Origin of the sequence: Paenibacillus sp. FSL M7-0420 (assembly GCF_038002345.1) — a bacterium.
In the GTDB taxonomy this organism is placed as follows: domain Bacteria; phylum Bacillota; class Bacilli; order Paenibacillales; family Paenibacillaceae; genus Paenibacillus_AQ.
In genome coordinates this window covers 4473802-4492792 of the sequence record NZ_JBBOCJ010000001.1, presented here as the reverse complement: position 1 = coordinate 4492792, position 18991 = coordinate 4473802, and the positions used below count along the sequence as shown (strand labels likewise).

Below are 18991 nucleotides of genomic sequence, written 5' to 3'. Positions count from 1 at the left end.
GGAATGAATATGGCAAGACCCGTAGTGGCCATTGTCGGCAGGCCTAACGTCGGAAAGTCGACGATCTTTAACCGGCTGATTGGCGATAGACTGGCCATCGTAGAAGATAAACCGGGGATTACACGTGACCGGATATATGGAGTCTCCGACTGGAACGGCAAATCCTTCAGTGTCATTGATACTGGCGGGATTGAGATTGACGGAGAAGACGCTATTCTGAAATCCATCCGCGTTCAGGCGGAGCTGGCGATTGAGGAAGCGGATGTGATCGTCTTCATGTGCGAGGCGAAGAGCGGACTCACAAGTTCGGATGAGGAAGTGGCACAGATTCTGTTCCGTTCCGGCAAGCCGATCGTTCTGGCTATCAATAAAGTGGATAACATGAAGCGCAGCGAAGATATTTATGAATTTTACACCCTTGGAATCGGTGATCCGATCGGCATTTCAGGAAGTCACGGAACCGGAATCGGCGATCTGCTGGACGCGGTTGTTGAACGTCTGCCGGATAAAGTGGATGAGGAATATGATGAAGATGTCATCCGTGTAGCCTTGATCGGACGTCCGAATGTGGGTAAATCCTCACTGGTCAATGCAATTCTGGGCGAAGAACGTGTTATTGTCAGTGATGTTGCGGGGACTACGCGCGATGCGATTGATACACCGTTCGAACGGGATGGGCAGCGTTATGTGCTGATCGATACAGCGGGCATGCGCAAACGCGGCAAGGTCTATGAGAACACGGAAAAATACAGTGTAATGAGAGCCATGAAGGCGATTGAGCGCGCTGATGTTGTACTCGTTGTAATCAACGGCGAAGAAGGCATCATCGACCAGGACAAGCATATCGCCGGGTATGCCCATGATGCGGGCAAGGCTTCGGTCTTTGTTGTCAACAAATGGGATGCCATTGAGAAGGACGACAAGACGATGCAGAACTTCGAACGCAACATCCGCGATCACTTCCTGTTCATGAGCTATGCTCCGGTGGTATTCCTGTCTGCGCTTACGAAACAGCGTCTGCAGAAGCTGCTGCCTGTCGTGCAGCATGTCGCCCAACAGCACGCCCTGCGGATTACCACCCATCTGGTGAATGATGTGGTATCGGATGCCGTGGCGATTAATCCTCCGCCTACGGACAAAGGCCGCCGTCTGCGTATTAACTATGTCACCCAGGTGGCAACGAAGCCGCCGACCATCGTGGTATTCGTCAATGATCCTTCGCTGATGCACTTCTCCTACGAACGTTACCTGGAGAACAAGCTGCGTGCAGCGTTCAATTTCGAGGGGACACCGATCCGCCTCTTTACACGGCGTAAATCCGAGAACGAAGGTTAGGGGAGAAGAGTAGTGGCGTTTGAACTTCTGGTTATCGTTATAAGCTATCTGCTTGGCTCCATCAGCTTCAGTGTACTGCTCGCCCGGCTGCTTAAGGGGATTGATATCCGCCAATATGGAAGCGGCAATGCGGGAGCGACCAATACACTGCGTGTGATGGGGAAGGGACCGGCCATACTGGTGCTGTTTCTGGACGTACTGAAGGGAATTGCCGCAGTCTGGCTTGGCACATGGGCCGGGGGATGGGGAAGCTGGGTCGCAGTGGTCTGCGGACTCGCTGCCATCATCGGGCATAACTGGCCGGTCTATTTTCACTTTCGCGGGGGGAAAGGGATTGCAACGACGATTGGAGTGATGGCTACACTGGTATTCTGGCCTGCACTGATTGCCGGTGCGATTGCCATTCTCGCTATTGTACTTACACGGTATGTCTCGCTGGGCTCGCTGATCTTTGTGGCTCTGACTCCAGTGTGTCTGCTGTTCACGGAGCATACGACGCCGGAGCTATGGGGAAGCCTGGTCATCGTGGTGTTCGCCTTCTGGCGTCACCGCAGCAACATCGTGAAGATCTCGCAGGGCCGTGAGAACAAAATCGGCTCCAAAGCCAAGGAGGGGAATCGCGTTGTCTGATAAAGTAACCGTGCTGGTCGCGGGCAGTTGGGGAACTGCGCTGGCTACTGTGCTGGCGGCTAACCACTCGGAGGTTTATCTGTGGACGCGAAAGCCTGAGCAGGCTGCCGAGATTAACGAAGCACATACGAATCATCATTTCCTGCCGGGGATTAAGCTCCCTGGAAATATTATTGCCACCACGGACATGGAGACTGCCGTCTCCGGTTCGAAGGCGGTAGTCATTGTGGCGCCTTCTTCCGGAATGCGCCAGGTGGCGCATAGCCTTAAGCCGTTCTGGAAGGAAGATATGCTCTGCATTCACGCCACGAAGGGCTTCGAGACCGAGACCATGAAGCGGATGTCCACAGTGATCTCGGAGGAGCTGGGCTGCAGCGAAGGCGATATTGTGGTGCTCTCCGGGCCGAGCCATGCTGAAGAAGTGGTACGCCTCTGTCCGACCACGGTCGTCGTGGCTTCGCCGGATGAGAGCCGTGCCAAGGCGGCGCAGGGGCTGTTCATTAACAATGACTTCCGTGTGTATACCAACAGGGATCAGCTAGGGGTAGAGCTGGCTGGTGCACTGAAGAATATTATCGCGCTGGGTGCGGGGCTGTCCGACGGGCTGGGGTTCGGGGATAATGCGAAGGCGGCACTGCTTACCCGCGGCCTGGCCGAGATCTCCCGGGTCGGGGTAGAGATGGGTGCGAATCCCTTAACCTTCTCCGGCCTTGCCGGACTGGGTGACTTGGTTGTAACGGCAACAAGCCAGCACAGCCGCAACTGGCGCGCCGGCTCCATGCTGGGCCAGGGCCAGCCGCTGAATGAGGTGCTGGACTCGATGGGGATGGTTGTCGAAGGCATCCGGACGACGGAGGTGGCTTATGCGATCTCGCTGAAGCTGGGCGTACAGATGCCGATCACCGACCAGATCTATCATGTGCTGTTCAAGGGCAGAACACCGCGTAATGCGGTAGAAGCCCTGATGGGCCGTGACCGTAAGACGGAGATGGAGGCCATCTCCCAGGAGACCTGGGAGCAGTGGCATTCCTGATCACGTTCACCTTTTGCCGGAATATCTCATATGTTGTTAATGGGGATTGACGGAGGAGGGATGAACAGTGAGCAGAGATTTTTCCAAGGATGCTTTGAACGCCATCAACAAGAAGACGGGCAAAAACATTTCGGAAGGTGCCATCAAAAAGCTGGCCGGTACGGTTAAGCCGGGCACCACACAGAATGAAGCCCAGCTCCGCCAGTTAATTAAACAGGTATCAGCTATGGCTAAAGTGCCAGTCAGCGAGGCTACCGTGCAGGAGATCGTCAATACTGTTAAAAAAGGCGGCGCCGGTTCCGGTACGATGGAGTCTTTAATGAAAATGATGCTGAAAAAATAGCATATCCGTGAAGTAAGCCATTCCTGCAGGGATGGCTCCTTTTCAGACTGGGCATAACTCCGGAAGGTAAGCTGATTCCGCGGGTTATGCCCTTTTTTTGGCAGGGAAATCGGCTGATGCTTAAAATTTATACTTAAAAAATGCCGCGATTCACGCTATAATAGTCGCAATCCGGGAAAAGTGAAATGGAGGCGCATGACCTATGGACCCGATGACAAAAATGTGGCTGTCTCTGATTGCGGTACTGATTATGGGCTTATCCGTTTTTTTGATTACTTTTGCACGCAGCAAGACGAAGGGACTGCTTAGAGCTGTTTTATCGGTCATTGCTTTTGTCATCCTGCTGATCGGAGTTCTGGGCGGGGCTGCTTCAATTATGTAAGCATTTACATTATACTCAGGCAGACGTATTTCTGACAGAATCGTTAGTTGATTTTACAGGAATGGGGCGTGTGTAGATTGATGGCCGGTTCAGGAATTCCTTATGTGCTGGAGACGGCACTGGGCAGCATAACGCGGGAGCTGGATGTTATCGGGCCGGGTAAGCCGCCGGTGTGGCTGCTGGGGGGAAGCTGCGGTCTGCTGCTGCACGGGGTTCAGCTGAGTGCTGCTCCGCGCGATATTGACCTCTATTGTGATTTGGAGGATACCGCGCAGCTTCATCGGGCACTGCTGAGATACACTGTCTGCGCACCGGAGGAGGATTATAGCGGAGGCTGTTACTCTCTGCGCGGGCTCTACTTCATCGGGGAGGTGAAGGTTGAGCTGGTGGGCGGATTCAGGATCGGGAGCGGCTCCGGGCAATATGCAGTGGATATCAGCAAGCTGCAGTCCTATGCCCCGAAATGTACACTCGAAGGGAGCGGCCGCCTGGCCCTGATGCCGCTTGTCCATGAGCTGATCTTCAATCTGCTGCGCGGCAGGGAAGAACGCTGCCGGGCTATTGCGGAGCTGATGAAGCGGGATGTAGCCGGTCATTTGCCGCTTCTGGAGCAGCTCATTGAGGAGAATCATCTGGAAGCCGGCGGCCTGCAGTCTAGGCTGGACGAGCTGCTGGGGATATCCGAATCTATACGTATATAACCTGATTCGAAGGAAGGAGGCTGTAAGATGAATGCGAAATCGCAAATAACGGTCACTTTCCTTCCGGAACAACGCACAGCTTCTGTCAAGCATGGTGTTACGCTGCTGGAGGCTGTGCGCAAAGCCGGAATCGTCCTGCCTACCCGCTGCGGAGGCAAGGCGGGATGCATGATGTGCAAAGTGTCCGTAGAGCGTACGGATGCCGTGGCACTCAGACCTCCTGCGGAGGCGGAGAAGCGCAAGCTTGGCAGCCTGCTGGATGAAGGCGTCCGCCTGGCCTGTCAGGCCGCTGTATGGGGCGACGTCCATGTGCATATTCCTGAGGACCCGCTGAAGGCGGCTGTACGCCGCAGACTGGAAGCGGCGCGCCGTGGCGAAGCGGAGGACTTATGGTGATGGTTACTCCCGGTGCAAATGCAACCCTGAACGAACAGAGAGGAGCCCTGCGAGTGGACTCTATGCATCTGGTGAAGCTCCGGCAGAGCCGGAATAGGTCTGCGATGCTGCTGCCGCTGCTTGTTCTGCTGATCTTGTCTCTAACCGGCTGCATGTATCCCCGGGAGCAGCAGCAGTCCGGCAGCAGTTACCGCGAGAGTGTGAAGCGGGTGCAGGCGGCGGTCGATGATTATCAGGAGCAGAAGGGGCTGCTGCCGATCTTGACCAGCGATCAGGACACGCCCAGATACGAGAAATTCGTGATTGACCTGAATAAGCTGCAGCAGGAAGGGTACCTGGACGAGATCCCGGCGGCAGCGTTCGAGAAGGGCGGGAGCGCCCATTTTCTGGTGCTGGATGAGGAGACGGACCCACAGGTCAAATTAATGGACCTGGTGACCGTGCAGAAGGTTAACGATATCCAGCGCAAGGTGAACCTCTATAAGTCTGCACACGGCGGGAAGCTTCCGGCAGGGGAGGAGCTGTATCCGGGCCTGGTGTCTATCGATGCCAAACGGGCAGGGACAGGGACAATCAAGCTAAGCAGCGTATATTCGGGCCAGCCGCTCGGGCTGCTGATGGATCGCAGCGGGGCAGTCTATGTTGATTACAGCGCGGATATCTCCTCAGCCATTGATAAGAACGGCAGCAGCCCGGCGGCAGACCGTGACCTGCGTCTGGAGCTTGCGCAGGCCTCCTATTATGTCCCCGTCAAGTCTCTCCCTTATCTGTGGGTGGATGGCCGTCCCGTCCCGCAGGCTCCGCAGGAATAGCAATATACTATTATCAATTAAGGCAGCAGTTCTCCGGGAGCGGGGGATTGTTGCTTTTTTTGATACGGTAAATCTCAGAACGGATAGTAGTTCTAGGCCGCAAGCCGCCCTCATAGACTTGATGAGAAGACTTCCGGGTGTCTTGACGCAGTGGCGAGCTAGAGCGGGTATACGAAATTTCAGATGCAAAAATGCGCGGACGCTGGTCATAAATCCGTTACGGATACATATGATGATACTAGTCCAAATGCATGTCCGAGCATTCGGAGTTTAGCGCGGGGCAACCTTGCTTCGCCTCAGGCAAGTAAGCTAGGCTTCGGGCGGGCAAAGCTTAGTCCGGTGGTTGTCCTGCAAGGGTCAGTTTGCCGGCGGAACGCGAAGTCGATGCTCTTCAGGCATTTTTTCTTCGGAGTAATATGAGGAGGGGATCTCTTTTGGAAAAAGTGGATATTTTCAAGGACATTGCCGAGCGTACCGGCGGAGACATTTATCTTGGCGTCGTCGGCGCGGTTCGCACGGGGAAATCGACATTCATCAAGCGCTTCATGGAAACGATTGTTCTGCCGAACATCACGAGTGAAGCAGACCGGGTAAGAGCGGTCGATGAGCTGCCGCAAAGTGCGGCAGGCAAAACTATTATGACTACCGAGCCTAAATTCGTACCCAACAATGCGGTGCAGATTAAGGTGGCCGAAGGCCTGGAGGTTAACGTCCGGCTGGTCGATTGTGTAGGCTATGCAGTGGAAGGCGCAAAAGGGTATGAGGATGAGAATGGTCCGCGGATGATCTCGACGCCATGGTTCGAGGAACCGATTCCATTCCAGGAAGCGGCTGAAATCGGGACACGCAAGGTCATTCAGGAGCACTCGACTCTGGGTGTGGTAGTGACCACCGACGGTACGATTGCCGAGATTCCACGGAGCTCGTATGTCGATTCCGAAGAGCGCGTGATCGCAGAGCTGAAGGAGGTCGGCAAGCCCTTCGTGTTGGTCATCAACTCCACCCGGCCGCGCAGTGAGGAAGTCCAGCAGCTCCGCAGTGAGCTTGCCCTCAAATATGATATTCCGGTGATGACGCTCAGCGCTGCGAATATGACCGAGGACGATGTGACTGGTGTCCTGCGCGAAGTACTGTATGAATTCCCTGTACATGAAGTTAATGTTAACCTGCCGAGCTGGGTGATGGTGCTGGGCGAGAATCACTGGCTGCGCAGCAGCTATGAGAATTCTGTCCGTGATACCGTGAAGGATATCCGCCGTCTGCGCGATGTGGACCGCCTGGTCTCCCAGTTTACCGAATATGATTTCATCGACCGGGCAGGCCTCAGCGGCATGAACATGGGCCAGGGGGTAGCCGAGATTGACCTCTACGCTCCCGAAGAGCTGTATGATCAGGTGCTGATGGAGGTAGTCGGGGTCGAGATTCGCGGCAAGGATCACCTGCTCCAGCTGATGCAGGACTTCTCCCACGCCAAGCGCGAATATGACCGCTTCTCGGAAGCGCTGGAAATGGTTAAGACCACGGGGTATGGTATCGCCGCACCTTCTCTGGCCGAGATGGCGCTGGATGAGCCTGAGCTGATCCGCCAAGGCTCCCGCTTCGGAGTCCGGCTGAAGGCTACGGCGCCGTCGATCCATATGATCCGGGTGGATGTCGAGTCGGAGTTCTCGCCGATTATCGGTACAGAGAAGCAGAGTGAAGAGCTGGTGCGCTACCTGATGCAGGACTTTGAGAATGACCCGATCAAAATCTGGGAATCCGATATCTTCGGCCGGTCCCTGCATTCCATAGTCCGTGAGGGCATTCAGGGCAAGATCGCGATGATGCCGGACAATGCCCGCTACAAGCTGCAGGAAACGCTGGGCCGGATTATCAATGAAGGTTCAGGCGGCCTGATCGCCATCATCCTCTAAATGAAATAGGCTTGTCCTTTGGAGCGGGAGCTTTTCCCGCTCTTTTGCTATTTCCGGGCCCTCTCACTGCTAGAGTGGAAAAGGGGAATTCTCCCTGGAAAGCTTCCGTTTTTACGGCATAACTGGTAGTAATAGACTGCGCAATTGCAGCGGAATGAAGGGAAACCTGCTACTTTCTGCTCCTTTTTTGAGGAACGCCTTGAAATTATGGGTGGGCTGTATTACTATAAGTTTGTTGCGCTTCTAGAAGAGAGGTGCCAGTTTCTAGTATTAAACGGGATTATCACGTATATTTTACGTTGAAACGGAAAGAGTGTATGATACCGGAACTTTTAACCAGGGAGGTGAGAAGACATGAATAAATCAGATTTGATCAACGTAGTTACAGAAGCAACTGAACTTCCCAAAAAAGACGCTACGAAAGCGGTAGATGCAGTTTTTGAAGCGATCACAGGTGCACTGCAAAGCGGCGATAAGGTTCAGCTGGTTGGCTTCGGAAACTTTGAAGTGCGCGAACGTTCCGCACGTAAAGGCCGCAACCCGCAGACTGGTGAAGAAATCGAAATTCCTTCAAGCAAAGTACCGGCTTTCAAACCCGGTAAAGCGCTGAAAGACGGAATCAAATAAAGATTTCTACATATCTGCCCCATAGTCCTTGAATACCAACGATGCCGCCTTCCAGGGCGGCATTTGTTTTTGAGAGAGGCTCATAAACTTTGAGGAGGATTACAATGACTGAGAAGAAGAATGAAGTGAATCCTGCACCGTCCGGCAGCGACTATATCGTAGTCAAGGCCAAGGAGAACGGTGTTCAGGTCATCGGGCTGACCAGAGGGCTGGACACACGGTTTCACCATACGGAGAAGCTGGACAAAGGCGAGGTGCTCATTGCCCAATTCACCGATCACACCTCAGCAATGAAAATCCGCGGCAAGGCTGAAATCTGGAGCAAACACGGACAATTAGAGAGTGAAAGCTGAAAAGCAGGCATAGCCTGCTTTTTTTCAAAATATAACTAGATATGGGCCGCTCTGCGGTGCCGTATAATCCTGCATAGCAGCGGAAACTATGAGTAGGGAGGCATGTTATGAACCGGAGCTGGCTGATCGGAACGGCGTTGCTGCTTAGTGCAGCTGTTACCCTGCTGCTGCCGCAACTGGCCGGCAACGTTATAACTGCCCAGAGTAAGTATAGCGCAGTACAGACGATAGGCCCGGATGGCCTGGTACTGGAGAATGACAATCTGGTAGATGCGCTCAGTGAGATTCCCTTCAGTCTGATGATTGACAAGGCAGGCTGGGAGAACGGGGTATTGTCTCTGGATCTCAAGGTGAACGGTGATGCCCACGAACCGCAGGAGCTGTACCGCAACATGGCTCTGGCTACCGGGTTCGCGATTCAGGAGACTTCGAACGTAGACCAGCTGCTGCTGCGTGTGGTGGCAGAGGATAGGTGGCTGGATACCCGCCGCCTGCTCCTTGCCGGTGATATCCGCCGCAGCGAGTGGAGCCCCCAGCTGCAGGAGGCGCTGGAGAACGCAGGCAATTCGCCTCTTCCCGATTCGCTGAAGAACGGCTTCCGCATTAGCGAAAGCGAGCTGTGGAAAAAGCAGTTCATTTATCCCTGAACCGGGTAATTAAAACTAGAAGGCTTCACCCGTGCGTGACAAAAAAACATGTGATATAATAGACAAGATTGTGAACAAAGAGTTTGACAAACGTCAATGGCTTCGGAGGCTAAAATGAAACCGTACCGCATACCGCAACTGGCTAAACCCTACACCGACTACGATATGATTCAGCGGCATACGGAACTGCCGCCGTTCTCAGACGGGCGGGGTCATTTGTTATATATTTTTCTCGGCAGAGGCCGGGGGGCAGACTTCCAGCAGGCAGAGCTGTTCACCCTGGTAACCGGACTCGTCCAGCTTGGACTGGATACCCATGAGAGCATTGACCGGAATCATGAAGAGCCCGGCGGCGATATTATGCGTACCCGCCAGCTGAAGGTTCTGGCCGGTGATTATTTCAGCAGCTGGTTCTACCATCTGCTCGCGAGACACGGTCAGATTGAAATGGTTGGCACATTGAGCGCAGCTATCGCTGATTTCAATGTGATGAAGGCCAATCTTTACGGCAAGATGAGCGGAACGCTTGTCCCGGCCGAACAATACTTGAAGCACACGGTACAGCTCAATATGCGGCTGTTTCTTTCTTTTACACCGATGATCGAAGAGTCTCTTAGAGACATCTGGCAGAAGCTGCTCGCCGAATTCAGCCAGTGTGAGACAGCAGCCCTGGAATTGCGCCGGGGGGCAGCTCCGGCAAGTGCGCTGGTGGGCTATGCTTACTGGAAGGTGATGGAGTCGGCGACCGAAGAGGAGCGTCAGCAGCTTAAGGGGCAGACTCTGGACCCCAAGGATTGGCAGAAGCTGAAGCTGAGATGCAAATGCGATACGCTGCTGACGGACAAGCTGCATACCTCGCTTGCGTCCATTCAGTCGTTATTGCAGGGGATCAGGGACGAGGATCTGGCGGCTCAGCTTAGAGCTGCACTGGACCGCCTGCTTCTGCAAATGAAAATTTCCGGACAAGCTGCCGTGGAGGGTTAGAGAATGACAGTAGATAAAGTTACCGTAACAGGCGGGCAGGGCGACAAGCCGAAGGAGCAATTTGTCCATTCGGTATTTGAGAGCATTGCCGGCAAGTATGATCTGATGAATGATATTCTGAGCTTCCGGCGTCATAAGGCTTGGCGGAAGTTCACCATGCGCAAGATGAACATGAAGCGCGGGGACTCGGCAGTAGACCTGTGCTGCGGTACCTGTGATTGGAGCATTGCCCTCGCTGATGCGAGCGAGACCGGAAATGTCATGGGACTGGACTTCAGCGCAGGCATGCTGGAGGTGGGACGGCGCAAGGTGGAAGCGCGCGGACTGCAGGACCGCATCTCCCTGATTCAGGGGAACGCGATGGAGCTGCCGTTCGGTGATAATTCCTTTGATTACGCCACGATTGGCTTTGGACTTCGTAATGTGCCTGATCCTGTTCAGGTGCTGGGCGAGATGAAGCGCGTGGTGAAGCCCGGCGGTATGGTGGTCTGCCTGGAGCTGTCGAAGCCGATGAAGCAGCCGTTCAAAGGTATTTATTATTTTTATTTCCAGCGTGTGCTTCCGCTGCTCGGCAGGCTCTTCGCCAAGCGGTATGAGCAATATAAATGGCTTCCTGAATCACTGGCACTCTTCCCGGACAGGAAGCAATTAGAGGAGATCTTCCGGGATACAGGACTTACAAAAGTGGAATCGTTCCCCTTGAACGGTGGCATCGCGGCGTTACATCTTGGAGTCAAGGAGAACTGTAATGTTTAAGAAAATCGGTATTTTTCTACAAATGATTAAATTTGAGCACACGGTTTTTGCTTTACCCTTTGCCTTTATGGGAGCGTTGCTTGGTTCAGTAGTTATGTTCGGTGAACTGCCCTCCTGGAGCCAGATCGGATGGGTGGTTGTTGCTATGTTCGGCGCACGCAGCGCCGCTATGGGGCTTAACCGGCTGATCGACCGGATCAGTGATGCGAAGAATCCCCGGACAGCGGGAAGAGCCATTCCGGCAGGACTGCTGAAGGTTGGAGAGGTAACGCTGTTCATCGCGTTCTCGTTCTTTTTGCTGTTCTGGGCAGCCTTCAAGCTCAATCCGCTGTCAGCGAAGCTGCTGCCGATTGCTGTTTTTCTGCTGGTCTTCTACTCCTTCACCAAACGCTTCACCTGGGCCTGTCACCTGATTCTCGGACTTACAATTGCCCTTGCGCCGCTCGGCGGGTGGGTTGCGGTTACAGGAACGGTGGACTTGACTGCTATGATCTTTTATTTCACTATCGTATTCTGGACAGCAGGCTTTGATATCATCTACTCCTGCCAGGATGTGGACTTCGACCGCAAGGAGGGGCTGTATTCGATTCCTGTGCGCTTCGGGGTGGCCCGTGCGCTGGGGATTGCCAAGGTCTTTCATCTGCTGACAGCCCTGGGCTTCATCTCTCTCTTGTTCATCACGGAACTGAGCTGGTGGTATGTGGCCGGTATGGTGATTGCTTATATTATTCTGTTCTATGAGCACTACATTGTGTCTCCGGGTGATCTAAGCAAGCTGCAGACCGCCTTCTTCACCATGAACGGTGTACTTAGCATTGTGGTCTTTTCCTTTACTCTGATTGACCTGGTGGTGCAGTTCAACAAATGACCGAACTTACGCCTAAGAACTTCGTGGTTGGCATTACCGGTGCAAGCGGGGCGATCTACGGCATCCGGCTGACAGAGACCCTGCTGTCTCTCGGTTATACAGTACATCTGGTTGTCAGTAATGCAGGCTGGCGTGTCTTCAAGGAGGAGCTGGGTTATGCCGTAACTGACCGGGAAGGACTGCTGAACGAGCAGTTCGGCAGCTATCCCGGTTCTCTTCTGTATCACCCGGTACAGGATATAGGAGCTTCGATTGCCAGCGGCTCCTTCCGGACAGAGGGGATGATTATTATGCCCTGCTCGATGGGAACACTGTCTGCTGTAGCGCATGGCAGCTCGGACAATCTGATGACGCGGGCAGCGGATGTCATGCTGAAGGAGGGCCGTCCGCTCGTTCTGGTGCCCCGGGAGACACCGCTGCATGCGATTCACCTGGAGAATATGCTGAAGCTGTCGCGGATGGGCGTCAAGCTGATTCCGGCAATGCCGGCGTTCTATTACGGTCCTGCCACTATGGATGATCTGGTCAATTTCATGGTGGGCAAGGTGCTCGACAGCTTCGGGATTGAGCATACTTTATTTCGCAGATGGGGGGAATGAAGGGTGACAGACCTGAAACACACCGTCATCGGCAAAATCAGCTATACCAATTCATGGCCGGTCTATCATTATTTCGATCCCTCTTCTTTAAGCTTTCCTGCTGAAATGGTGAGTGAGGTGCCAGCTGTGCTTAACCGGGGCATGGCAGCAGGAGATATTCAAGTTGGGGCTTTATCCTCCTTTGCTTACGCAGCGGCCAGCGACCGGCTGCTGCTGCTGCCCGGTCTGTCCGTCAGCGCGGACGGTCCGGTGAGGTCGATATTTCTTTTCTCCAAAAAGCCGTTACAGCAGCTTGGCAGCGGAACGATAGCCGTGACGAATACTTCGGCTACCTCGGTCAATCTGCTGAAGATCCTGATGCACAAGGCCTTAGGCACTAGCCCGGAGTACATTAGCAGCGATCCCGATCTGAACACCATGATGCAGCAGGCGGATGCCGGGCTCCTGATCGGTGACCATGCCATCCGCGCCTCCTGGCAGGATCAGGGCTATGAAGTAACGGATCTGGGCGAGCTGTGGAAGGAATGGACGGGCCACATTATGACCTTTGCTGTATGGGCGGTCAACCGCAGGGCTGCGGCCCGGAATCCTGAGGCCATTGCCGAGATTGCTGAAGCCTTCGAGCGGAGCAAGAGACGCGGCCTGAATGAGCTGGGACCGGTAATTCACGAAGCCTGCTGCACGATCGGGGGCACGGCCTCCTATTGGAGAGATTACTTCCGTAATTTATGTTATGACTTTGGGGAAAGGCAGCAGGAAGGTCTGAACCTCTATTTCCGCTATGCCTATGAAATGGGCCTGCTGCCGCAGGAAGTGAAGATGGAGCTTTGGAGCCACAATCTGCTGACACGGGTGAAAGAATGAAGCGACTGCAAATATTCGGCTTGCTGAACAAAGATATGGATCAGATTGAGAAAGAGCTGTACCGCAGTGTCCAGGGGGATGATGACCTGCTGAGCGAGACCTCGCTGCATCTGCTGAGAGCTGGGGGCAAGCGGCTCCGGCCGGTATTCGTTCTGATGGGCGGCAAATTCGGGACCTATGATCTCGATAAGCTGAAGCGCGTCGCAATTCCGCTGGAGCTGATTCACAGCGCCTCACTGGTCCACGATGATGTCATTGACGATGCGGAGCTCCGGCGGGGAGAACCTACCGTCAAGGCGAAATGGGGCGACAAGATCGCCATGTACACCGGCGACTATATTTATGCCAAGGCACTCGTGATGACATCAGGACTGAAGAATCCCCTGATTCATCAGATTCTCTCCAAAGCCATGGTAGAGATGTCCATCGGAGAGATGGAGCAGATCCGCGACTTCTTCAACAGCGGACAGAGCGTGCGCCACTACCTGCGGAGAATCCGCCGGAAGACAGCGCTGCTGATTGCCGTCAGCTGTCAGCTTGGCGCTCTGGCTGCAGATGCGGAGCCGGGAACGGCCAGGCTCCTCTATAATTACGGATATAACGTTGGGATGGCGTTTCAAATCCGTGATGATCTGCTCGATCTCTCCGGAACAGAGAAGCAAATTGGCAAGCCGCCCGGAAGCGATATGCGCCAGGGGAATATCACTCTTCCTGTCATCTACAGTCTGCAGGATGACCGGCTCCGCGGCCGCCTGCTGGAAGAGCTTGCAGCGATTCGTGAAGGGAACAGCGGGGTCGGCCGGGCGATCGATCTGATTCTCTCCGGCGACGGGATTTCCCGTGCGGAGGAGCTGGCCTCCCGTTATATCGCCAAGGCGCTGGATGCGCTGGAGCAGCTGCCAAGCAACCGGACCAAGCGCAATTTGCGCGATATCGCCTTTTTCGTGACTGGCCGGGCTTATTGAAAATATAAGAACTCCACTGCAAATTTACGTTCACAGATGCCGGGGTTTCTGATAATATCAGACCATAAACAGCCTATTCATTTAGAATAAGGGGAATTGGAGAGTGACTCTATGGAACAAACGTATCTGATGATCAAACCGGATGGTGTACAGCGCGGACTAATCGGACGCATCGTTGCCCGCCTGGAAGACAAGGGATTCAAGCTGGTCGCTGCCAAGCTGATTACCGTTACTGAGGAGCAGGCCAAGAAGCATTATGCGGAGCATGACGGCAAGGATTTTTTCCCGGAGCTGGTAAGCTTCATTACCTCCGGCCCTGTGTTCGCCATGGTGTGGGAAGGCGATGATGTTATCGCATTATCCCGTCTCCTGATCGGCAAAACCAAAGTCGGGGAGGCCCTGCCGGGCACTATCCGCGGGGATTATGCCAGCCATACTCCGCTTAATCTGATCCACGGATCGGATTCGCCGGACAGCGCAGCACGTGAGATCGCCAATTTCTTCGCTCCGGATGAGCTGGCACAGTATCATAAAGACATCGCGGCCTGGATGTAAGATCCGGGCAGGAGACAGGAGATTATTATGGCTGAACGTGAAGAATCCTCATTAACCCCGGACCCTGATTACACCGGATTTATTCATAATATCAAACAAAGCACAGGCATTGACCTTGCGCAGTATAAGGAAGCACAGATGAAGCGGCGGCTGACGACGCTCCGTATGAAGAACGGCTACAATACCTTTAATGAGTTCTATGCGGCCATGATGAAAGACAAGGCTCTGTTCTATGAGTTCCTGGACCGCATGACGATCAATGTCTCCGAATTCTGGCGGAATCCGAACCGCTGGGAAGTGCTGAGGGATGTGATTCTGCCGGATCTTCAGCGCTCCGGCCGCAGACTGAAGCTATGGAGTGCCGCCTGTTCCACAGGTGAAGAGCCTTATACGCTGGCGATGATTCTCTCGGACAAGAATATTCTGGCCCAGACCGGAATTCTGGCTACAGATATTGATGACGGGGCGCTGGCCAAAGCGAAGCAGGGGATCTATCTGGAGCGCTCCTTGAAGGATGTGCCCAAAGATGTGGCAGACCGGTATTTTACACCCGATGGCCCGGTCTTCAAGGTCAGTGAAGGACTGAAGAAGAATATCGATTTCCGCAAGCAGAATCTGCTGCTGGATAAATTCGACGAAGGCTTCGATCTGATTATCTGCCGCAATGTCATGATCTACTTCACCGAAGAAGCCAAGAATAAGCTGTATCACAAATTCTCGGCCAGTCTGCGTCCCGGGGGCTATCTGTTCGTGGGCAGCACGGAGCAGATATTCACACCTGCGCAATATGGCTTCGAGTCGACCGAAACCTTCTTTTACCGGAAGAAATAGCCGTAGTCTGCTGGAGTCTCCCTTGGTGCAGGGTATGCTTTAGGCGCTTTTCAGTGATACTGGGAAGTAGGAAGAAACCTAACGCCAAGTGAAAGGTCGTTAACCCAGATGGACAAAAGCAAGGTCATCACCGCCTACCGGCGGGGGTTCCTCACCGTCCGCGAATGCGGGCAGATTCTCGGCATCGAGGAGCTGCAGCTCCAGAGCCTGCTTACTGCGGAAGAGGGCAGAACCGGCGGCCGCCTTCCGGCACCAGGCAGCGACAGTCTGGAGACAGGCTCCTGAACGGGGGGCACAGCAGCGCCGCTTCTACTCGAAAGAGCAGGAGCGGCGCTTGTTTTGTTCTGCTGGACGCAGCGGGCCGGGCTATTGCTTTCTTGTCAAAGCGGAGAGCCTATACTATAATAAGCAAAGACATTTAACATTTTAGCGGTTTACAGTCCAAAAGTGTGAAGGGGGAACGCAGCATGAGTTTACGCTATTTAACAGCGGGGGAGACGCACGGCCCCCAGCTTACAGCCATTATTGAGGGATTGCCCAGTAATTTGACACTTGACTTTGATGAGCTTAATTTCCAGCTGCACCGGAGACAGAAGGGCTACGGCCGCGGACGCCGGATGCAGATTGAGAAGGATACTGCCCAGATTGCCGGCGGTGTACGCCACGGCTATACTACCGGAGCTCCTGTAGCTCTCATTGTGGAGAACAAGGACTGGACACACTGGAAGAACATTATGAACATTGAGCCGATTCCGGGCAGTGACGAAGAGAAGCGCCGGGTGAACCGTCCGCGTCCCGGTCATGCGGACCTGAACGGCGGACTTAAGTATAACCATACCGATCTGCGTAACGTGCTGGAGCGCTCCAGCGCCCGTGAGACGGCAGCAAGAGTGGCTGTAGGCGCGGTTGCCCGTCAGCTGCTTGCAGCCTTCGGAGTGAAGATTGCCGGACAAGTTATCCGGATCGGAGAGATTGAAGCACCTGCTAACGATCTGCCTATCGATGAGCTGATTACCCGGACTGAAGAATCCTCTGTGCGGGTAGTGGACAAGGAGACGGAGCAGAAGATGGAGGCTTACATAGACAAGATCAAGGAAGAAGGCGACTCCATCGGCGGGATTGTGGAATGTATTGTCGAAGGTCTGCCTATTGGTCTTGGCAGTTATGTACAGTCCGACCGCAAGCTGGATGGTGCCATCGCCGGAGCCGTGATGTCGATCAATGCCTTCAAGGGCGTGGAGATCGGGATCGGCTTCGAAGCCGGGAAGCTGCGCGGCTCACAGGTCCATGACGAGATTATGTATGAAGCCTCGAAAGGGTACTTCCGGGCGAGCAACCGGCTGGGCGGGTTCGAAGGCGGAATGACTAATGGAATGCCGGTGGTCGTCAGAGGGGTAATGAAGCCTATTCCGACGTTGTACAAGCCGCTGCAGAGTGTGGATATCGACACGAAGGAGCCGTTCACAGCCCAGGTGGAGCGCTCAGACGCCTGTGCCGTTCCGGCAGCTTGTGTCGTACTGGAGAGTGTAGTAGCCTGGGAGATTGCCAAGGCGTTCCTGGATAAATTCGGCGGTGACTCTCTGGAAGAGATCCGCGCGAACTACAATAATTACCTGGCTCAGCTGGAGAGCTACTAAGATGCGCAGCATTACTGTTGACTTAGGGGAACGTTCTTATCCGATTTATATCGGCAGCGGTCTGCTGCAGAGTATCGGCGAACGCTGCACCGAAGCCGGATTCGCGCAGCGCAGCCCGCTGCTGGTGGTCAGTGATACCGAAGTAGCGCCGCGTTATCTGGAGCAGGTGGAGACTTCCCTCCGCAGCAGCGGATATACGGTGGTCAGCCATGTCATTCAGGCGGGCGAAGCTTCGAAGTCACTGGCCGTCTATGAAGAAGTCATTTCCACAGCCATTCAAGGCGGTCTGGACCGCAGCTCCGCCGTGCTGGCGCTTGGCGGGGGTGTCGTCGGCGATCTGGCCGGCTTCGTTGCTGCATCTTATATGCGGGGAATCGGGTTCATGCAGATTCCAACGACCATTCTCGCCCATGACAGCAGTGTAGGCGGCAAGGTGGCCGTTAACCATCCGCTGGCCAAGAATATGCTGGGCGCCTTTTATCAGCCGTCTATGGTGTTATATGATCTGGACACCTTAGCTACGCTTCCGCCCCGGCAAGTCGCTTCAGGCCTGGCTGAGGTGGTCAAGCACGGGCTGATTCTGGACCGTGAGTTCGCTTACTGGTGCCAGGAGCATGCGGACAAGCTGCTGGCACTGGACCCCGAGGCGCTGGGATATGCGCTGGAACGCGGCTGTGCCATCAAGGCGGAGGTAATCGGCGGTGATGAACGCGAGCACGGACAGCGTGCGATTCTGAATCTGGGGCATACCATCGGACATGCCATTGAAGCTGTCGGAGGCTATGGGACCTTCCTGCACGGAGAGGCGATTGCAATCGGGATGGCCGGATCTGCTCTGCTCGCAGCGAGGCTGGGCCGGGACAAACAGATCTACGAGGACACAGTGTCCATGCTCAACGCCTTGTCGCTGCCCACCCGGCTTCCTTCGCAGTACAGCGGGGAAGAGCTGATGGAAGCGATGATGCATGACAAGAAATTCAAGGAAGGCCGAATGACTTTTATCGTGCCGGAGGCCATTGGTGAAGTAAGTATCATCAGTGATGTGCAGGCAAGCGATGTCTCAGAAGTCATAGCCCAGCTTAAGAAGGAGGGGAGCCCATGGTGAACCGGGGCATACGCGGTGCAACGACCGTAACCCAGAATGAAGAGACGGAAATTTTACGTGAAACGGTGATCCTGCTGAGGGAAATTGTGGAGCGCAATGATGTGATCGCAGAGGATATCTGCAGTGTGTGGATTACGATGACTGCTGATCTGGATGCAACCTTCCCGGCAAGGGCGATCCGTGAGATTGAAGGCTGGGAGATGGTTCCGCTGATGTGTTCCGTGGAGATCCCTGTGAAGGGCAGCCTGCCGAATTGCATCCGCCTGATGGTGCAGGTGAACACCGACAAATCCCAGCGCGATATCCGTCATGTGTATCTGAATGAAGCCCAGCGGCTTCGCCCGGATCTCTCACAGAGCAAGTAATAAATTATAGCCCGCGGGGTTGTCAATGACTACCGTCATCATGTATAGTGAAGTTAGCCGAGTAAAGCAGAGTTTAGAATGAGTTGAGTAGAGTATAGTTGAGCTGAGTGTAGGACCTATTGCAGAGCAGACCCTTGATTGTTAGTGTTCTTTTTTGGCATACCTGTATAGCCGTAGCTTATGATGAGTTGCATCTGCGCTATCCCTGTATCCATGGAGGAATCTATAGCATTCGATTGGGTTCATGACGGTCCGAGACGCTAATTCACATACTGACTATCAACAAACCT

24 protein-coding genes are annotated in these 18991 nt (G+C 54.3%); all 24 read left to right on the top strand.

What is annotated here, in order from left to right:
- Positions 1–9: 9 nt before the first annotated feature.
- The 24 genes from der (at position 10) to aroH (ending at position 18701) form a co-directional block, all read left to right on the top strand.
- Positions 10–1335 (top strand): ribosome biogenesis GTPase Der, encoded by a 1326-nt coding sequence (gene der / locus MKX51_RS19300; protein ID WP_340939658.1) that lies wholly within the window; start codon positions 10–12, stop codon positions 1333–1335.
- A gap of 12 nt (positions 1336–1347) precedes the next feature.
- Positions 1348–1965: a glycerol-3-phosphate 1-O-acyltransferase PlsY gene (plsY, locus tag MKX51_RS19295; protein WP_340939660.1), complete on the top strand. Its 618-nt coding sequence runs from the start codon at positions 1348–1350 to the stop codon at positions 1963–1965.
- Positions 1958–2998, top strand: a complete 1041-nt coding sequence (locus tag MKX51_RS19290; RefSeq protein ID WP_340993495.1) for an NAD(P)H-dependent glycerol-3-phosphate dehydrogenase — start codon at positions 1958–1960, stop codon at positions 2996–2998. The genes plsY and MKX51_RS19290 overlap by 8 nt, the downstream gene beginning before the upstream one ends.
- Positions 2999–3065: 67 nt before the next feature.
- On the top strand, positions 3066–3341 hold the full coding sequence (locus MKX51_RS19285; protein WP_340939664.1) for a stage VI sporulation protein F: 276 nt from the start codon (positions 3066–3068) through the stop codon (positions 3339–3341).
- Positions 3342–3543: 202 nt separating this feature from the next.
- Positions 3544–3723 (top strand): DUF2768 family protein, encoded by a 180-nt coding sequence (locus tag MKX51_RS19280; RefSeq protein WP_036698144.1) that lies wholly within the window; start codon positions 3544–3546, stop codon positions 3721–3723.
- A gap of 77 nt (positions 3724–3800) precedes the next feature.
- Entirely contained in the window at positions 3801–4424 is a 624-nt protein-coding gene (locus MKX51_RS19275; RefSeq protein WP_340993494.1) for a hypothetical protein, read from the top strand.
- A 27-nt stretch (positions 4425–4451) separates the two neighbouring features.
- Positions 4452–4820 (top strand): 2Fe-2S iron-sulfur cluster-binding protein, encoded by a 369-nt coding sequence (locus MKX51_RS19270; RefSeq protein ID WP_340993493.1) that lies wholly within the window; start codon positions 4452–4454, stop codon positions 4818–4820.
- Between the two features lie 62 nt (positions 4821–4882).
- Entirely contained in the window at positions 4883–5632 is a 750-nt protein-coding gene (locus MKX51_RS19265) for a DUF3939 domain-containing protein (RefSeq protein ID WP_340995651.1), read from the top strand.
- A 434-nt stretch (positions 5633–6066) separates the two neighbouring features.
- Positions 6067–7545, top strand: coding sequence for a stage IV sporulation protein A (gene spoIVA / locus MKX51_RS19260; protein ID WP_036727319.1), 1479 nt, complete (start codon positions 6067–6069; stop codon positions 7543–7545).
- A gap of 354 nt (positions 7546–7899) precedes the next feature.
- Positions 7900–8172: an HU family DNA-binding protein gene (locus MKX51_RS19255; protein WP_019909963.1), complete on the top strand. Its 273-nt coding sequence runs from the start codon at positions 7900–7902 to the stop codon at positions 8170–8172.
- A gap of 104 nt (positions 8173–8276) precedes the next feature.
- Positions 8277–8525 (top strand): trp RNA-binding attenuation protein MtrB, encoded by a 249-nt coding sequence (mtrB, locus tag MKX51_RS19250; protein WP_051478165.1) that lies wholly within the window; start codon positions 8277–8279, stop codon positions 8523–8525.
- Positions 8526–8632: 107 nt separating this feature from the next.
- The gene (locus tag MKX51_RS19245) at positions 8633–9172 is read left to right on the top strand and encodes a hypothetical protein (protein WP_340993492.1); all 540 of its coding nucleotides are present in this window, start codon (positions 8633–8635) and stop codon (positions 9170–9172) included.
- Positions 9173–9286: 114 nt separating this feature from the next.
- Entirely contained in the window at positions 9287–10156 is an 870-nt protein-coding gene (locus MKX51_RS19240; RefSeq protein ID WP_340993491.1) for a heptaprenyl diphosphate synthase component 1, read from the top strand.
- Positions 10157–10159: 3 nt separating this feature from the next.
- A complete protein-coding gene (locus MKX51_RS19235; RefSeq protein WP_340993490.1) occupies positions 10160–10912 on the top strand; it encodes a demethylmenaquinone methyltransferase in 753 nt (250 codons plus the stop codon).
- On the top strand, positions 10905–11780 hold the full coding sequence (locus MKX51_RS19230) for a UbiA-like polyprenyltransferase (protein ID WP_340939678.1): 876 nt from the start codon (positions 10905–10907) through the stop codon (positions 11778–11780). Before MKX51_RS19235 ends, MKX51_RS19230 begins: the two co-directional genes overlap by 8 nt.
- Positions 11777–12379 carry a UbiX family flavin prenyltransferase gene (locus MKX51_RS19225; protein WP_340993489.1) on the top strand — a complete coding sequence of 201 codons (603 nt, stop codon included), beginning with the start codon at positions 11777–11779 and terminating at the stop codon, positions 12377–12379. Before MKX51_RS19230 ends, MKX51_RS19225 begins: the two co-directional genes overlap by 4 nt.
- A gap of 3 nt (positions 12380–12382) precedes the next feature.
- Positions 12383–13243 carry a menaquinone biosynthetic enzyme MqnA/MqnD family protein gene (locus MKX51_RS19220; RefSeq protein ID WP_340993488.1) on the top strand — a complete coding sequence of 287 codons (861 nt, stop codon included), beginning with the start codon at positions 12383–12385 and terminating at the stop codon, positions 13241–13243.
- The gene (locus MKX51_RS19215) at positions 13240–14208 is read left to right on the top strand and encodes a polyprenyl synthetase family protein (RefSeq protein WP_340993487.1); all 969 of its coding nucleotides are present in this window, start codon (positions 13240–13242) and stop codon (positions 14206–14208) included. Before MKX51_RS19220 ends, MKX51_RS19215 begins: the two co-directional genes overlap by 4 nt.
- Positions 14209–14319: 111 nt before the next feature.
- Positions 14320–14763, top strand: a complete 444-nt coding sequence (ndk, locus tag MKX51_RS19210; protein ID WP_036727303.1) for a nucleoside-diphosphate kinase — start codon at positions 14320–14322, stop codon at positions 14761–14763.
- 27 nt (positions 14764–14790) lie between these two features.
- On the top strand, positions 14791–15594 hold the full coding sequence (locus MKX51_RS19205; protein ID WP_340939683.1) for a CheR family methyltransferase: 804 nt from the start codon (positions 14791–14793) through the stop codon (positions 15592–15594).
- 108 nt (positions 15595–15702) lie between these two features.
- Positions 15703–15879, top strand: a complete 177-nt coding sequence (locus tag MKX51_RS19200; protein ID WP_179090429.1) for a hypothetical protein — start codon at positions 15703–15705, stop codon at positions 15877–15879.
- Between the two features lie 182 nt (positions 15880–16061).
- Positions 16062–17231 carry a chorismate synthase gene (gene aroC / locus MKX51_RS19195; RefSeq protein WP_340993486.1) on the top strand — a complete coding sequence of 390 codons (1170 nt, stop codon included), beginning with the start codon at positions 16062–16064 and terminating at the stop codon, positions 17229–17231.
- 1 nt (position 17232) lies between these two features.
- Positions 17233–18336 (top strand): 3-dehydroquinate synthase, encoded by a 1104-nt coding sequence (gene aroB / locus MKX51_RS19190; RefSeq protein ID WP_340993485.1) that lies wholly within the window; start codon positions 17233–17235, stop codon positions 18334–18336.
- A complete protein-coding gene (gene aroH, locus MKX51_RS19185; RefSeq protein WP_076079179.1) occupies positions 18330–18701 on the top strand; it encodes a chorismate mutase in 372 nt (123 codons plus the stop codon). The genes aroB and aroH overlap by 7 nt, the downstream gene beginning before the upstream one ends.
- The last annotated feature ends 290 nt before the right edge of the window (positions 18702–18991 follow it).

Bases quoted from the DNA above. Each gene is read 5' to 3' on its own strand.
- mtrB (WP_051478165.1), top strand. From the start codon at position 8,277: ATGACTGAGAAGAAGAATGAAGTGAATCCTGCACCGTCCGGCAGCGAC.
- MKX51_RS19235 (WP_340993490.1), top strand. From the start codon at position 10,160: ATGACAGTAGATAAAGTTACCGTAACAGGCGGGCAGGGCGACAAGCCG.
- MKX51_RS19200 (WP_179090429.1), top strand. From the start codon at position 15,703: ATGGACAAAAGCAAGGTCATCACCGCCTACCGGCGGGGGTTCCTCACC.
- MKX51_RS19245 (WP_340993492.1), top strand. From the start codon at position 8,633: ATGAACCGGAGCTGGCTGATCGGAACGGCGTTGCTGCTTAGTGCAGCT.
- MKX51_RS19205 (WP_340939683.1), top strand. From the start codon at position 14,791: ATGGCTGAACGTGAAGAATCCTCATTAACCCCGGACCCTGATTACACC.
- MKX51_RS19215 (WP_340993487.1), top strand. From the start codon at position 13,240: ATGAAGCGACTGCAAATATTCGGCTTGCTGAACAAAGATATGGATCAG.
- MKX51_RS19230 (WP_340939678.1), top strand. From the start codon at position 10,905: ATGTTTAAGAAAATCGGTATTTTTCTACAAATGATTAAATTTGAGCAC.
- MKX51_RS19240 (WP_340993491.1), top strand. From the start codon at position 9,287: ATGAAACCGTACCGCATACCGCAACTGGCTAAACCCTACACCGACTAC.
- MKX51_RS19225 (WP_340993489.1), top strand. From the start codon at position 11,777: ATGACCGAACTTACGCCTAAGAACTTCGTGGTTGGCATTACCGGTGCA.
- MKX51_RS19255 (WP_019909963.1), top strand. From the start codon at position 7,900: ATGAATAAATCAGATTTGATCAACGTAGTTACAGAAGCAACTGAACTT.
- der (WP_340939658.1), top strand. From the start codon at position 10: ATGGCAAGACCCGTAGTGGCCATTGTCGGCAGGCCTAACGTCGGAAAG.
- MKX51_RS19270 (WP_340993493.1), top strand. From the start codon at position 4,452: ATGAATGCGAAATCGCAAATAACGGTCACTTTCCTTCCGGAACAACGC.
- MKX51_RS19280 (WP_036698144.1), top strand. From the start codon at position 3,544: ATGGACCCGATGACAAAAATGTGGCTGTCTCTGATTGCGGTACTGATT.
- aroH (WP_076079179.1), top strand. From the start codon at position 18,330: ATGGTGAACCGGGGCATACGCGGTGCAACGACCGTAACCCAGAATGAA.
- aroB (WP_340993485.1), top strand. From the start codon at position 17,233: ATGCGCAGCATTACTGTTGACTTAGGGGAACGTTCTTATCCGATTTAT.
- aroC (WP_340993486.1), top strand. From the start codon at position 16,062: ATGAGTTTACGCTATTTAACAGCGGGGGAGACGCACGGCCCCCAGCTT.
- MKX51_RS19265 (WP_340995651.1), top strand. From the start codon at position 4,883: ATGCATCTGGTGAAGCTCCGGCAGAGCCGGAATAGGTCTGCGATGCTG.
- ndk (WP_036727303.1), top strand. From the start codon at position 14,320: ATGGAACAAACGTATCTGATGATCAAACCGGATGGTGTACAGCGCGGA.